General features: G+C 65.7%; 13 protein-coding genes. 4 read left to right on the forward strand and 9 right to left on the reverse strand.

Annotated elements, in window-relative coordinates:
• Window positions 1-48 precede the first annotated feature (48 nt).
• Window positions 49-552 (forward strand): GFA family protein, encoded by a 504-nt coding sequence (locus tag A7X12_RS19980; RefSeq protein ID WP_064313207.1) that lies wholly within the window; start codon window positions 49-51, stop codon window positions 550-552.
• Window positions 552-1,307: a competence/damage-inducible protein A gene (locus A7X12_RS19985; protein WP_064313208.1), complete on the forward strand. Its 756-nt coding sequence runs from the start codon at window positions 552-554 to the stop codon at window positions 1,305-1,307. The genes A7X12_RS19980 and A7X12_RS19985 overlap by 1 nt, the downstream gene beginning before the upstream one ends.
• An 18-nt stretch (window positions 1,308-1,325) precedes the next feature.
• On the opposite strand, the gene A7X12_RS19990 is transcribed toward A7X12_RS19985, so the two are convergent.
• The 7 genes from A7X12_RS19990 to A7X12_RS20020 all read right to left on the reverse strand — a co-directional run bounded on the left by A7X12_RS19990 (window position 1,326) and on the right by A7X12_RS20020 (window position 9,027).
• Entirely contained in the window at window positions 1,326-2,252 is a 927-nt protein-coding gene (locus A7X12_RS19990) for a bifunctional riboflavin kinase/FAD synthetase (RefSeq protein WP_064313209.1), read from the reverse strand.
• A gap of 153 nt (window positions 2,253-2,405) precedes the next feature.
• A complete protein-coding gene (locus tag A7X12_RS19995) occupies window positions 2,406-3,581 on the reverse strand; it encodes a dipeptidase (RefSeq protein ID WP_064313210.1) in 1,176 nt (391 codons plus the stop codon).
• Window positions 3,578-4,054 (reverse strand): dihydrofolate reductase, encoded by a 477-nt coding sequence (locus A7X12_RS20000; RefSeq protein WP_064313211.1) that lies wholly within the window; start codon window positions 4,052-4,054, stop codon window positions 3,578-3,580. Before A7X12_RS20000 ends, A7X12_RS19995 begins: the two co-directional genes overlap by 4 nt.
• A 159-nt stretch (window positions 4,055-4,213) precedes the next feature.
• The gene (locus tag A7X12_RS20005) at window positions 4,214-5,146 is read right to left on the reverse strand and encodes a transglycosylase SLT domain-containing protein (RefSeq protein WP_064313212.1); all 933 of its coding nucleotides are present in this window, start codon (window positions 5,144-5,146) and stop codon (window positions 4,214-4,216) included.
• The gene (locus A7X12_RS20010; protein WP_064313213.1) at window positions 5,146-5,853 is read right to left on the reverse strand and encodes a hypothetical protein; all 708 of its coding nucleotides are present in this window, start codon (window positions 5,851-5,853) and stop codon (window positions 5,146-5,148) included. The genes A7X12_RS20005 and A7X12_RS20010 overlap by 1 nt, the downstream gene beginning before the upstream one ends.
• Window positions 5,850-7,523 (reverse strand): hypothetical protein, encoded by a 1,674-nt coding sequence (locus tag A7X12_RS20015; RefSeq protein WP_064313214.1) that lies wholly within the window; start codon window positions 7,521-7,523, stop codon window positions 5,850-5,852. The genes A7X12_RS20010 and A7X12_RS20015 overlap by 4 nt, the downstream gene beginning before the upstream one ends.
• 607 nt (window positions 7,524-8,130) lie before the next feature.
• Complete coding sequence (locus A7X12_RS20020) at window positions 8,131-9,027, reverse strand: thymidylate synthase (protein ID WP_064313215.1); 897 nt, start codon at window positions 9,025-9,027, stop codon at window positions 8,131-8,133.
• A 201-nt stretch (window positions 9,028-9,228) separates the two neighbouring features.
• Here A7X12_RS20020 and A7X12_RS20025 point away from each other — a divergent pair, with 201 nt between their 5' ends.
• Window positions 9,229-9,618 (forward strand): JAB domain-containing protein, encoded by a 390-nt coding sequence (locus A7X12_RS20025; protein WP_064313216.1) that lies wholly within the window; start codon window positions 9,229-9,231, stop codon window positions 9,616-9,618.
• Between the two features lie 27 nt (window positions 9,619-9,645).
• Here A7X12_RS20025 and A7X12_RS20030 read toward each other — a convergent pair whose 3' ends face one another.
• Window positions 9,646-11,046, reverse strand: a complete 1,401-nt coding sequence (locus tag A7X12_RS20030) for a M20/M25/M40 family metallo-hydrolase (RefSeq protein ID WP_064313217.1) — start codon at window positions 11,044-11,046, stop codon at window positions 9,646-9,648.
• A 341-nt stretch (window positions 11,047-11,387) separates the two neighbouring features.
• Here A7X12_RS20030 and A7X12_RS20035 point away from each other — a divergent pair, with 341 nt between their 5' ends.
• Window positions 11,388-13,262 carry a beta strand repeat-containing protein gene (locus A7X12_RS20035; RefSeq protein WP_198162113.1) on the forward strand — a complete coding sequence of 625 codons (1,875 nt, stop codon included), beginning with the start codon at window positions 11,388-11,390 and terminating at the stop codon, window positions 13,260-13,262.
• Here the strand turns inward: A7X12_RS20035 and A7X12_RS20040 are convergent.
• Window positions 13,249-13,708, reverse strand: a 460-nt coding sequence (locus A7X12_RS20040; RefSeq protein ID WP_064313231.1) for an IS110 family transposase, incomplete at its 5' end; no start/stop codon positions are given. The genes A7X12_RS20035 and A7X12_RS20040 overlap by 14 nt on opposite strands.

Below are 13,708 nucleotides of genomic sequence, written 5' to 3' on the forward strand. Positions count from 1 at the left end.
ATATAGGAGCCTGGGGCGCAAAGGGCGAGAGGGCATGGGAGGATGCGGATGCAGGAATCAGGCGCGACGTGGCTGGAAGGCGGATGCGCCTGCGGCGAGGTGCGCTACCGCGTGGCCGCCGATCCGATCCTCGTCAACAATTGCTACTGCTCGCTCTGTCAGCGCCAGACTGGCTCGACGAGCGTCGTCAATCTGTTCATCGAAGCTGAGAAGCTGGAGCTGCTCACTGGCGAGACGCACAGCCATGTTCTGAAGGCGGCCTCCGGCGGCCCGCACGAGATCGTCCGCTGCGTGACGTGCGGTACGGCGCTGTGGAGCTTCTATCCGCGGCTGGGCCGTCTGGGCGCGGGCGTGCGTGTAGCGACGCTCGACGAACCGGCGCGAGTCCAGCCCGACGCCGCCATCTTTACGGCCGATCGCATGCCCTGGGTGACGCTGCCGGAAGGCGTGCCGCAGTTCGAGGGCGCCTATGATCCTGCCAGCTTCCTGCCGCCCGATCGGCTGGCGCGGATGCGTGCACTGGCCGAACGCAAGCGGATGGCGGCGCTCTGATGGCTCCGCGAATCTGGACAGCGGCCCTGGTGGTGATCGGCGACGAAATCCTGTCGGGCCGAACCCAAGACAAGAACATAGCGCAACTCGCCACCTGGCTGAACGCGCAGGGCATCCGCCTCGCCGAAGTGCGGGTGGTGCCGGACAGGCAGGAAGCGATCGTGGAGGCGGTCAACGCGCTGCGCGCCCGCAATGACTATTGCTTCACCACCGGCGGCATCGGCCCGACGCATGACGACATCACGGTGGACGCGATTGCCGTGGCGCTGGGCGTGCCGGTGGTGGTTCATCCGCAAGCGCGCGCGGCACTGGATACCTATTATGCGAGCAAGGGCGGGCTCACCGACGCGCGGTTGCGCATGGCGCGGGTTCCGGAGGGGGCCGACCTGATCGTCAACCGCATGTCGGGTGCGCCAGGTATCCGCTGGGGCAACATCTTCATCCTTGCCGGGGTGCCCCATATCGCGGCGGGTATGCTCGACGCGCTGACCGGGACACTGGAAGGCGGCCTGCCGGTGGTCTCGCGCACGATCGGGTGCTGGGTAGCGGAAAGCGAGATCGCCGACCTGCTGGGCGATACCGAACGCGCGCAGGAAGGCGTGTCGATCGGCAGCTATCCCTTCTTTCGGGAGGGACGTGTCGGTGCGAACTTCGTCGTGCGGGCAACCGACGCGGCGTTGGTGGACCGGGTAATTGCGGTGCTCGCCGAAGGGCTGCAGGCTCGTGGGTTCGACGCAGTGGACGGAGGGATTTGAGGCCGCGCATGCGGCACCTTACCCCCGCGTCAGAATTTCCCGCGCACGCGCCGCATCCTGGTCCATCTGTGCCGTAAGCGCCGCCAGATCATCAAACTTCGCCTCGGGGCGGAGATATTCGATCAGCTCCACCTCCAGTATCTGCCCGTACAGGTCGCCGCTGAAATCGAAGAAGAAGCTTTCCAGCAGTTCGATCGGCGGATCGAAGCTTGGGCGGATGCCCAGGTTCGCCACACCGTTCAGGACACGCCCATCGGGCAGTCGCCCGCGAACGGCGTAGATGCCGTATTTCGGGCGAAGATAACTGCCGAGCCGCATATTGGCGGTGGGATAGCCGAGCTGCCGCCCCAGCTTGGCGCCGCCTTCCACCTCGGCGGCGAGGGCGAAGGGGCGGGTGAGCAGCGCGGCGGCGGCGCGGGGGGCACCGGCTGTCAGGAATTCTCGGATGCGACTGGAGGAAACGGTGGCACCGTCTAGTGTGACGGGGGCGACCGTCTCCGCAGAGAAGCAAAGGTCTTGACCGAGCGCGGCGAGCGTTTCCACATTCCCCTCGCGGCCCTTGCCGAAGGTGAAATCCTCGCCGGTCACCACCCCGGCGGCGCCGACAGTTTCGACCAGTTGCTCCGCGAACTGTCGGGCCGTGAGGCGGGCCAGGGTCGCGTCGAAATGGAAAACGAGCATTGCCGCTGCACCGGCTGCACCGAACAACGCCTGGCGCTGGTCGAGCGTGGTCAGCCGGAAGGGCGGGGCCTCGGGCTGGAAGAAGCGGCGCGGGTGCGGATCAAAGGTTGCGACGATCGCCGGGCGGCCCTCGGTACGCGCGCGCGTCACCGCGCGGCCTACTACCGCCTGGTGCCCAAGATGGAAGCCATCGAAATTCCCGAGCGCGACGATCGCGCCCCGAAGAGGAAGCGGAACCGCCGAGCCGCCGTCCAGCCGCTGCATGGCGCTGGCTATAGGGATTGGCCGGCGGGATGCCAATGGGGAGCTTTCCGAGCCCTTCTCCTTCAAGGGAGGGGTTGCAGTGGGGCAATGTTCACCGCGGCCAACGCGTGTTCCGGATCCCTGCACCCTGACCCTACCGCCGGGAAAAGGGGCTCAATCTTTGCCCGGTTGCATCCCCGCGCGCAGCACACGCAACACGTTGCCGCCCATCACCTTGCCGATCTCCTGTTCGGAAAAGCCCCGCTCGACCAGCGCCTGTGTGACCACCGCAAGCTGCGCGGCATCGAATGCGGTCGTCACCGCGCCGTCAAAGTCCGAGCCGAGGCCGACATGGTCGATTCCCACCAGGTCGCGTACATGCGCGATCGCTTCTGCCACTGCCTTGGTGCTGGTGGAGCAAATCGCCGCATCCCAATAGCCGATGCCGATGACGCCGCCGGTGCGGGCGATGCCGCGGATCTCGTCGTCGGAAAGGTTTCGATTGGCCTTGCAGGTCGCCTGCACGCCGCCATGGCTGGAGACGACCGGGCGACGCGCCATAGCGAGGATGTCTGCCACCCCCGCATGGCTGACATGGGCGACGTCGACCACCATGCCAAGCGCCTCCATCCGCCGCAGCATCTGCCGGCCGAACGGGGTCAGCCCGCCCTTCGCCACCCCGTGCATCGATCCGGCCGCTTCGTTGTCGAAGAAATGGGCGAATCCGGCCATGCGGAACCCGGCCGCATAGAGCCGATCGAGATTGGCCGGGTCGCCTTCCAGATCCTGCAGCCCCTCGATCGAGAGCAGTCCGCCGGTCACCTTTCGCCCGGCGGCGCGGTCGGCGAGCAGGCGGTCGAGATCGGCGGCCGTGTGGATCACGCGAAGGTGCCCGTCCGAGCCGCGAGCGGCGCGCTTGAGCTTTTCGGCGTGCCATAGCGAGCGCTGGAACAACGAGCCCCAGGTACGCGGCGGCTGGAGCTGCGCGATGGCGAGCAGGGTGATGTTGTCGCTGTCGGCGCTATTGGCATCGTAATTTTGGTGGCGCGGCGTCTTGGTGACCGAGGAGAATACCTGCAACGCGACATTGCCCGCCTGCAGCCGCGGCAAATCGACTTGGCCGCGTTCTGCCCGGTCCAGCAGGCTGCGCCGCCACAACAGCGTATCGGCATGCATGTCGGCAATCTGGAGGCCGGCATGCAGTGCGCGGGTCTGCGCGGTGACATGCGGCAGGGGTACCGGCGCGACGCGGTTCATGCTCGCGTCCACCAGCACGGGTGCGATGCCGAAGAAGGCGACGGCTGCGATGGCCAGCACTGCCAGCACGCCGAGCAGGATCGGGCGCTTCACCCGCGACGTTCCAGCGTGACGAACGCATAGGCAGGGCGTTCGCCTTCCGCGGGGTGTTCCTCGCGTGCCGCCTCCTGCCAATCAGCGGGGTCGAACGGGGGGACGTGCACATCGCCCTCGGCATCCAGATGCACCTCGGTCAGTTCAATGCGATCGGCGCGGTCGAGGAAAAGCGCGAAGATCTCCGCGCCGCCGATGATCGCAGCATCGTGCCCGGACAGAGCAAGCGCCGCGTCCACGTCATGCGCGACTTCGGCCCCTTCGGCATGCCAGCTGGCATCCCGCGTGAGGACGATGTGGCGGCGGCCGGGCAGCGGCGCGGGGAAGGACTCGAAGGTCTTGCGGCCCATGATCATCGGGCGTCCGATGGTTTGCGCCTTGAACCGCTTCAGATCGGCGGGCAGGCGCCAGGGTAGCTGACCGTCACGGCCGATCACGCCATTGTTGGCGCGGGCAAGGTGAAAACTTATCATGGGCAGACCCGAGGTTGCAGGATCGCGCCGCGCACGCGGCGGTGCTGCCGTCCGGTACCGGACCTGTTCGAATCGATGGTGATGACGGACACGCTTCCCTCCCGCGCCGCTGATAGTCCTTTGTGGCGGCGACGGTCGATGGCTAATGCCAGGTGGGCGTCAGCCGAGCAGCGTGCGGTAGGAAAAGCCGGGCTTGGGCACCTGCGCGACCCGGGGATCCGCCCAGCAGGCGTTGAAGAAGCGGACGAAGCGGTCGCAGTGCTTGCCCGTGCCGATCGGAAACTGGCGCAGCCGCCACCGGTTTTCAGCACCGCCGTTGTATCGCACCGATCCGGCATTGTACGCCGCCGCCACCAGGGGTGGATCGAAGCCGGTTTCGCGCGCCTGGCTCCACATATAGGCCATGCCCGCACTTATCGAGGTGGCCGGGTTTTCCAGGTCGGCAAGCGTCAGGCCGGGTTGGCGTAGGGCGCTGCGGGCGGTCGACAGCAATGTCTGGGTGAGTCCGACCGACACCCGCGTGGGCGTGCGTTCCGGATTCCGGTGGTCGCAGCCCGGTTCCAGGCGGCGCGCGGCAGGGCGGCCGGAGCTTTCGGCGAGGATCGTCGCCACCACGAGTTCGATCGGTACCTTGTACACGGCGCTGGCGCTGGCGATCTGCTGTGCGAAATTGTCGAGGATGCGCGCCGCCTCGGCACGGCCGAGCATGGGCACGCCAAGCCCTTCGATCTCAAGCCCCTTGTCGGTGATCCGCCAACTATAGCCGCCGGCGAACCGCGCGTGAAAGGCACCGAGCCGGGCTCGCTGTGTATCCGACAGTATCTGGTCGGCCTCGGTCTCCAACGCATCGCCGGCCGAGGTACCGTGCAGTGCCCGCCAGGTCTGCCCGCCGATCACGCCGTCGGAGGTCAATCCCTTGCTCTTCTGGAATTGCAGGACGGCGCCGTGGGTGGCGAGGCCGAATATGCCGTCGACCTTGATGCCACTGCTGGTCGGCTTCAGCAGTGCCTGCGCGCGCGCGATCTCGTCGCCTCGCATCATCGGCGCGGCGAGCCGATAGTTGCGCGTCAGCGGAGGCAGTTCGGGCGGCATCAGGAGCAGCTCCGTGTCGTTCTGGCCTGGGTGATCTGTGCGCGGCGTTGAGCAAGGCGGTCGCTGAATGTGGCATCCGCACCGGGTGTGGTGGGCAGCGCCGCAAGCGCAGCCGCCAGCTGCGGGCACTGGGCGCTGGAGATGGCGGCTACGCGCAGTGCCTGGTTCAGCAGCACGCCCGCGCGGTAATAGCCGGCATGTTGGGCGGCATCGCCGGGTAGGGTCTGCAGCGTATCGGCGTTGGCGTTCAGCGCCGCGTTGATCCCGTCGATCTCGACATTGGGCGAGAAGGCGCGGCGCAGCTCGAGCGCCTCGCCAAGCCCGGTGGCGGCGACCCGACGCACATCGGCCGAGCCACCCGCCAGTCCCTTGCGGAACGCGGCCTCGGCGCTGCCGGTCACCTTGCGCATCTGTGCGGCCGGCGCGGTAGCGCTCATCGCATCGGCACGGGCCAGGCACGCCGCGCCGATATGGTCGTAGATGCGGGGGCAGGCATCGGCGACGCTGCTCGTGCAGGTCAGCGGCCGGTCGCAGAATTGCGCATAGCCGGGCGTGCCCTTGGCTTTCTCCATCTGGTGGAGCAGCGCGAGATCGGTATCGCGCTGGGTCAGGATCTGCTGGTCGCTCTTGCAGGCGCCCAGCGCGAGGAGCAGGCCCATCGCGAAGATGCCTCGCAGCGCCAGGTGCGCAGGTCGCACGCGGCTCATGCGAGTTCCTCCGTCAGCTGCCCTTCGGCCTGCTGATCCGCTGCATCCTCCGCCATCTTGTTTTCCGCCACCGCGCGTATTCCCTCCGGCAAAAGTCCTTGCGCCGCCTCGAAGCCTTTCTTGAGAAGCGCGGCGAGCCCGCCGCTGCCTGTCACACCGCGCAGCGTCTCGATCAGCGAGACGGTCTGGTCGACCGCGTCGGCCGCGCCGGGGATCTGGCGCAGGAGTTTGATCGCGCTGACGAATTCGCTTGTCGGCAGGTCGCTGTCCGGTGCCCCCGCATCGGGGCTCATGACCGCGAGCCTGGGCGGCAGCGCGGCGATGGCGTTCAGCGCGATGATGCCGGTGCGATATTCTTCGATCGCCTCGGTAAGGGCGGGCACGTCCTTGAACGCCTGGATCGCCTGGGTAAGGTCTTCTGGTGGCGCTTCCAACCAGGCGGCGGCAATGGCGCTCGCGGGCTGTGGCGCATCATTCGAACTGCTGCCGAGCAGGCGGAACAGTGCAGTTGCGGCAGGCATGTCCCGTACGCCGTCGATCGTGACCGCGTTGTTCATCAGTGGTGCGAAATCGAGCACCTGCAGGATGGCGGTGTCGCTCAGCCGGTCCGCGCGCAGCAGTTCCAGGTCGAACGGTCGCTCGGTGAGCGCGGCCTTTAGCCGGTCGAAGCGGAGCTGGTCGCCTACCAGCGACGCGCCCGATGCGAGCAGCCCGCCCACGATGCCGAGGGGGCCGGACAGCCCGACGAGTGGGGCGATCTTCATGATCGCGGCGGCGATTGCGGTTTGGCCGATGCCGCTTCCGGCTGCCCCGGCGGGCGCGCCGTTGCTGTCCAGTGCCGCGGCGGCCTGGGACAGCAGATCGAAGATGGTCGAGACCACGGGTGCGTCCGGCAACACCTTATGGACCAGATCCGCCATATCGTCGGCGGTCTTCGCCAGCGTGCCTGCGTCGGTTTCGCCGGCGAGTAACGGGGCGATCACCGCAAGGCCCTGCTTCACCGTATCCAGCAGGTCGACCGCGCGCGAAACCATCTGGGGGCCGCTGGCGACCGATCCGACCGCCTCGAGTACCGACTTGAGATTGGTGAGATCGGCCTGGACATCGAGCAGGCGCTGTCGCGATTGCGCGGCCGCAGTCTGGGCGGCGGCATCGGTCGCGCTGGGGACGGGCCCGCTGCTCTGGTTCAACGCGCTCGCGACGCTGTTCTTCGCTTCCTCTGCCGTGCGGCTCGCGTGATCGGCTGCCTGGCTGGTTTGCGTGAGTTGGTCCTGCGCCTTGCCGAGTTGATCGCGCATCTGCTCTGTCGCGGTCGCTGCCCGCTCCGCCGTGGCCTGTGCTGCTGCCGCCTTCTCGGTGGTGTCGCGCACCGCCTGCTCGGTTCGGGTCGAAAAGTAGAAGGCAATCACCGCACCGATGAAGCCGGTAATCGCCTCGGCGCTGCGAAGACCCAGCGGCTCCTGCAGCACCACGACCGCGAACCCGAACACGATGACGAACAGGGAAAGCAGCGCCCGCACCGAGCCTTCGGGAATACCGAGTGGCAGGTTCAGCAGCGCGGGGACCGTCGTTTCGGTAGTCGGGATCTTTGCAACCTGATCGCGCAGACGGCTGGCGAGGAGATAGGCGCCGATGAGAAACACCAGCACCGCAACGGCAAGGCCGAGCACGGCATAAGGCCGGTTGCGCCGGGCCGCCTCGCGATCAAGGCGATCCTGCTCTTCCTCGAATTGTGCCTGCGTCAGTACCGGTCGCTGGGCAGTCGTTGGCGCTGTGGAAGGCGTACGTACAGGTGCAGCGGATATTCTCGACGCCGAAACGTTAGTGCTAACGTTTCCATTTTCGGCTTGAGCGAGGGATTTTTCCGTCACTGCAAAAAGGACGCCAAAGGTGGCGAGCAATAGACATGCCAATAAAGCCAGCTTTGCGCCGCCAATACCTCGCCACATGTAGATCGCCCCCGACGTCACATCGTGCCGACTCGCGCCGCAAACGCGCTGCCGACTCCATAATACATGGAGTTGCTCCCCGGAACAACAAGAGAGAGGCTTGGCTTCGATGGGAAACTTGCGCGTTATAAGGGTCTAAGTCGCTGCCAACACCGGTGATTTTTGTCCTACACTAAGGAGGTTTTGTCCTACACTAAGGAGGGCGCGGCGGGCGCGCGAGAAACCTTGCCGCGACGGCCGCGCATGCGCAGCAAGGAATGGGGGGAGAAATTGCTCCGAATCGGACCAAGTTCGCGAGGGCGGACGCCCGGTTCCGGCCTGCGCCCCTTCAGACCGCCACTTCGCCATGGATCGGCGGGTGCGGCGTGTAGCCGCTGACCTCGAAATCGTCGATGCGATAGTCGTCGATCGTATCGGGCTTGCGCAGCAGGTGCAGCGTGGGGAGCGGCAGCGGCTCGCGGGCGATCTGCGCGCGCACCTGCTCCTGGTGGTTCAGATAGACATGGACGTCGCCGCCTACCCATACCAGCGTGCCGGGCGTCAAGTTCGCCTGTTGCGCGACCATATGGACCAGTGCTGCGGCTCCGGTGAAGTTGAACGGCGCACCCAGGAAAAGGTCAGCGGAGCGCTGGAACAGGAGGCAGTTCAGCTCGCCGCGGGAGTTGACGTGGAACTGGTAGACCATGTGGCAGGGCGGCAGCGCCATCTGCTCTACCTCGCCGACATTCCAGGCGTGGAACAACATCCGGCGGCTGGACGGGTTGGTCTTCAGCGTTTCGACCAAGGTCGCGATCTGATCGTGCTCGGCGCCCGAAGCATCCTTCCAGCGACGCCATTGCTTCCCATAAACGGGCCCGAGCTCGCCCCATTGCGCTGCAAATGCATCGTCGGCGAGGATGCGATCCTCGAAGGCTTGCTGGCTGATGTCTTCGCCGGTCTCGCGACGATAGCGGGCGAGCGGCCAGTCGCTCCAGATCCTGACATTCTCGCGCAGCAGCGGTCGGATGTTGGTGCCCCCGGTCAGGAACCACAGCATCTCCTTGACCGAGGTCTTCCAATAGACGCGCTTGGTGGTGAGGATCGGCACTTGCCCGCCGCTCAGGTCGAAGCGGAGCAGCTCGCCGAACAGCGATTTGGTGCCGACGCCGGTGCGGTCCAGGCGTTCGTCGCCCTTGGCGAGGACGCGGTCCAACAAGTCGAGATATTGCCGCTCGGGGTGGGGCATGTCGGTCCTTCCAAATTCATCCGGCGCGCTGCTCAGCCGATCGGCTATGCCGAATAGAGGTGCACAGCCGCCACGCAAAGCGCCGATCGCATGAATGGGCCGAGGGCGGGGCGCAGCCAAGCGGAGCTCATCGCAACCCGTTGCTCGGAAACGGAGGCGTTTTCGCACGCCAGAAAAGCCTTTTTGCTGACAGATCGAGGCATGGCCGTTTCCGCACCGCACCGTATTGCCGATGTCGCCGCCGCGCACGCGCTGTTCCACCCACTCGCGGCGGCGGCGGTGGAGATCGCTGCCTTTGCCTATCTCGATGCCAACGCGGGTCTGCTCGGCCTGCGACACAGCTGCGGGGCGCATGGGAATGCAGTGGATGTGGAGGTGCGGCGCGTGGTCGGCGATGCGCTGGCCTTCGATGCCGTCGCCGTGGTGATGGCGCACAACCACCCCAGCGGCGACCCGCGGCCGAGCGCCGCCGACCGCGAGACGACGCGCCGGCTGCGACGGGCGCTCGAGCATGTCGACGTGCGCCTCGTCGACCACATCATTCTGGCGCGTGGCGGGCTGACGAGCTTCCGCGCCATCGGCTGGCTCTAAACCATCTGTCGGCTGGCCTGAGGTTGCCTAGCGGGAGAGCGCGGTCAGCACACTGCGATAATAGGTGATCGACGGTGCGATCTCGCCCAGCGGTGACTTTTCGTTGAGGCCATGTGCAAAGCTTTCGCCGGGTGTGGTGAATATCGGGCTGATACCGTAGCTGGGTACGCCCCTGGCGCGGAACCACATGGAATCGCTGGCGCCCGCGCTCATGCCCGGCACCACCGGTACGTCGGGGAAGCGGGCATGGATCGCCGTGGTAACCGCGTTCACCACGTCCGGACGCAGCGGCGAGGCCGGGCTGGCAACGGTTCCGCTGTCCAGTGTGCGAATGGTGAGCCCTGGCTCGGCTGCTGCCTCAGCGAGCGTCTCGCGCACGGCTTCCACCGACGTGCCTGGGAAGATGCGGCAGTTGACGTTGGCGGTGGCGCGCTGGGGCAGCGCGTTCGTGGCGTGGCCCGCCATGACCATGGTGGCAACGCAAGTGGTGCCGGTCTGCCCGATCAGGCTCGGATCGGCCCGGAGCGCGGCGAGTGCCTCGGCATCCCGTGGGTTGGCAAGGAAGCGGCGAATCATCGCGGCACGCGTAGGATCCGCCTTGGCGGCCTCGGCTTCCCAACTCGCGCGGGTGATGTCGTTGATCTGGCCGGGGAAGCCATATGCCTCGATGCGGGTGAGCGCATGGGCAAGGCTGTAGATGGCGTTGTCGCGGCGCGGCGCGCTCGAATGGCCGCCAGCGTTGGTGACGACCAGCTCGAAATCGGCATAGGTCTTCTCGGCCCCGTCGATGCCGTAGAAGGTGGGCTTGCCGGCGGGGTCGAGTGCGCCGCCGCCGCCGTCAATGTTCAGCAGCAGTTCGGCGCCGGCAAAGCGGTCGGCCATCAGCGCCGCTGTTTTCATGCTAGTTTCTTCGTCGCCGGAAAGCAGCAGCACGATGTCGCGCGCAGGGCGGAAGCCGGTGCGCTTGAGGTCGATCAGCGACGCAACCATTGTCGACAGGTCGTACTTCATATCGGCGGCACCGCGGCCATATATATAGCCGTTTTCGATCACCGGGGTAAACGGATCGCGGGTCCAGTCGGCGGGTTTGGCTTCCACCACGTCCATATGGCCGGAGATCAGCAGCGGCTTGGCGCCGCCCTTGGCCTTGCCGGTGCCGCGATAGCGGGCGACTAGATAGGCGGTGTCGCCTACCGGCACGATCTCCACATCGGAGTCGGCGAAGCCGCCAGCGACCAGGACCTGCTTGAGATGCGCAGCATAGGCGGGAGTCTGGTTTCCCGCGCCCGAAACGGTGCGGAAGGCAATACCGCGCTTGAGAAGGTCGAGTGCCTGTGCCTCCGCCTGAGGGTGGCCTTGCGCCTGCGCAGGTGCCGTTGGCGATGTGTAGGCAACTGCCGCAATGGTGACGAGAACGCGTAGCCGCATGATACTCCCCCAGGAAACGGATGCGGTGATCCTAGGGCCAGGCAGAGCATCGTCAATCGCGACCCGCGAAGCCGGCCTGCGCGACGGGGTGAGATTGCCCGATCTTTGCGATCTGCAATGCCTAGCCCGTCGGCATGCGCGGATATGCCAAGTTGTCCCACCAGCTGACCTGATAGTCTGACAGATACGGACGAAAACCGCTGGACTTGATGTAGCAAATTCACTTTATCGCACTTGGCAGTTATGCCGTCAGGGGGGATAAAATGGTAGGTTCTGCGTCGTGGCGTCGGCGTCGTGTGTCGTTCGCGTTTGGTACAAGCGCGCTTGTATGGGGCGTGCTGGTGCCGGTCCTCGCGGAGGCGCAATGCGCACCCGAACCTACCGTCGTCGGCGGTACGACGATCTGCAGCGGCACCGACGCCAACGGCGTCCGGATTACGACATCTAACACCGTACTGAACGTTGCCGGCGACGGGATCGTCATCAACACCGGCGCCCCTGCCGTTACTGTCGAAATACCGAATGCCACTTATTCCAGTTTCACCAGCATTGCCGTCAGCGGACGTATCTCCAGTGATACGCAGAGCGGTATCTTGCTGCTGAGCGGTGGGGGCTCCACCTACAGCGGCACCACTACACAGCTGTCGCTTAAGGTCGATGAGGGCGCTTCCGTCTCCGGCGCAACCGCGCTCGCCATGGGCCAGACCCCCGGCAACACTTCTGCCTTGCTGGTCGCCGATATCGACAATGCCGGCACGCTGATCGGAACCTCGGGCGTTGCGTTGCGCGGTGATGTCGTCGCGGCATCCTATGGCTACGCAAGCAGTTCTTCGGGCTTCACCTCGATCATGAATCGCGCGACCGGCGTGATTTCGGGCAGCGTCGTCGGTCCCGTCGGTAGGGTAACCAATGCCGGACTGATCGATGGCGGGGCGAGCAGCGCGTTCACGTCCGGCGCCGCGGGCACCAGCTATCCTTATCTGATCTGGCCCGGCACCTGGACCAATACCGGAACCATCCAGTCGAATAGCGCGGTTGCGACGATCGTCTCCTCGACGATCAACAGCCTGAAGAACAGCGGCACCATCGCCAACAGCGGATCGGGGGCGGCGATCAGTTCTTCCTATCTCGATATCCAGAATGACGCCGGTGGCCAGATTAGCAGCAGCGGCGGCACCGCGATCATCAGCAGTAACTATCTTCGACTCATCAACGCCGGGACGGTCACCGGCAATGTCGTGACCGGAAACAGTGGCAGCACCATCGATTCGACGGCCGGGACGATCGACGGGTCCGTGCTGTTCGGGTCCGGCGACGACATCTTAGTCGTGCGCTATGACGCCGCCAGCGCGTCGATCGTGACCGGCATCACCGGAAGCATCAACGCGGGGGGCGGCACCAACACCGAACAGGTCAAGTTCGCTGGAGACGTGACGCTCAACACGGGCGTTGCGCCGCTGAGCGGGTTCCAGCGGCTGATGCTGGACCCGGCCTCCGGCACGACGGTGACGCTTGGATCCGGCTTTGTGAGCAACACGGCGCTGATCTTGAGCGGAAATGGTGCGGTCGTGAACCAGGGACAGATCACGACCAACGGCCCTGCGGTCACCGATATCAGCTATTCTTTCGGCAATCGCGTCACGTTCTGCAACGACGGCGCGATCGCTGCCGCGATGTCCAGCTTCGGGTACGGCATTACGCTGTCGAACGACCGCTTCGTCAACAACGAGACGGTAACGGTGACCGGCGGCAACGGCGTTTCGATGTCGTATAATGATCTGGTCAATACCGGCACGATCAGCGCGACGGGCGGCGTCGGTGTGGACGTTTTCGATGCGGTGCTGACCAACAGCGGCACTATCAGCGGCAGCACCATCGGCGCCACGCTCAACGGCAATGTCGGCTACACCGCCTCGAACAGCGGCACGATCCGCGGGGCCACCGCGGGCGTGAGCACCGGCATCTATCTAACAAACACCGGCACCATCAGTTCGTCGGGCGTGGGCGTACAGGTGCAACCCTATGGCTATCTGATCAACGGTGCCGGCGGCGTCGTGAACGGCGGCACCGGTGGCGCCGTGACGGTAAATTCGTTCAACGCGGGCGTGGCCAATGCCGGCACGATCAATGGCGATGTTACCTTCAGTGGTTTTGGTTCGGGTAACAACCTTATCTATTTTGCGCTGGGGGCAACTGTGACGGTCAGGCGAGCGTGATAGGCTGTCGTTTACGGATCATGGCGTTGAGGATGACGAGAAGTTGTCTTGCGATGGCGATGAGGATGGTCTTGGGTGATTTGCCCTTGGCGCGCATCCTGTCGCGCATGGCGGTGAGGGCAGGAATGCGGCGTGAGGCATTGAGCGCGGCGATGTAGAGCGCCTCGCGGACCTTGCGTCGTCCGCCCCAGATGCGGCGGGTACCGCGCCAGGATCCGCTTTCGCGAGCATGGGGTGCGAGGCCGGCGAGGGAAGCGATTCGTCGGCGGCAGAGGGTGCCGAGCTCGGGGAGTTCGCCGAGCAGGGTGGCCAGGACGGTGGGTCCGATGCCGGGGACGGGGGTGAGCAGTGCGGCCTGCTGGGCGAGCGTCTGGTCTTCGGCGATGCAGGCGGCGATCTGGCGGTCGAGAGCGGCAATCTGTTCGTCGAGCAGGGCGATCATGGTT

It is taken from the genome of Sphingomonas sp. TDK1, from assembly GCF_001650735.1.
Lineage (GTDB): Bacteria > Pseudomonadota > Alphaproteobacteria > Sphingomonadales > Sphingomonadaceae > Sphingomonas.

Coding starts and splice junctions, on each gene's coding strand:
- A7X12_RS19980 (WP_064313207.1), top strand. CDS start 49: ATGCAGGAATCAGGCGCGACGTGGCTGGAAGGCGGATGCGCCTGCGGC.
- A7X12_RS19985 (WP_064313208.1), top strand. CDS start 552: ATGGCTCCGCGAATCTGGACAGCGGCCCTGGTGGTGATCGGCGACGAA.
- A7X12_RS19990 (WP_064313209.1), bottom strand. CDS start 2,252: ATGCAGCGGCTGGACGGCGGCTCGGCGGTTCCGCTTCCTCTTCGGGGC.
- A7X12_RS20000 (WP_064313211.1), bottom strand. CDS start 4,054: ATGATAAGTTTTCACCTTGCCCGCGCCAACAATGGCGTGATCGGCCGT.
- A7X12_RS20005 (WP_064313212.1), bottom strand. CDS start 5,146: ATGCCGCCCGAACTGCCTCCGCTGACGCGCAACTATCGGCTCGCCGCG.
- A7X12_RS20010 (WP_064313213.1), bottom strand. CDS start 5,853: ATGAGCCGCGTGCGACCTGCGCACCTGGCGCTGCGAGGCATCTTCGCG.
- A7X12_RS20020 (WP_064313215.1), bottom strand. CDS start 9,027: ATGCCCCACCCCGAGCGGCAATATCTCGACTTGTTGGACCGCGTCCTC.
- A7X12_RS20025 (WP_064313216.1), top strand. CDS start 9,229: ATGGCCGTTTCCGCACCGCACCGTATTGCCGATGTCGCCGCCGCGCAC.
- A7X12_RS20030 (WP_064313217.1), bottom strand. CDS start 11,046: ATGCGGCTACGCGTTCTCGTCACCATTGCGGCAGTTGCCTACACATCG.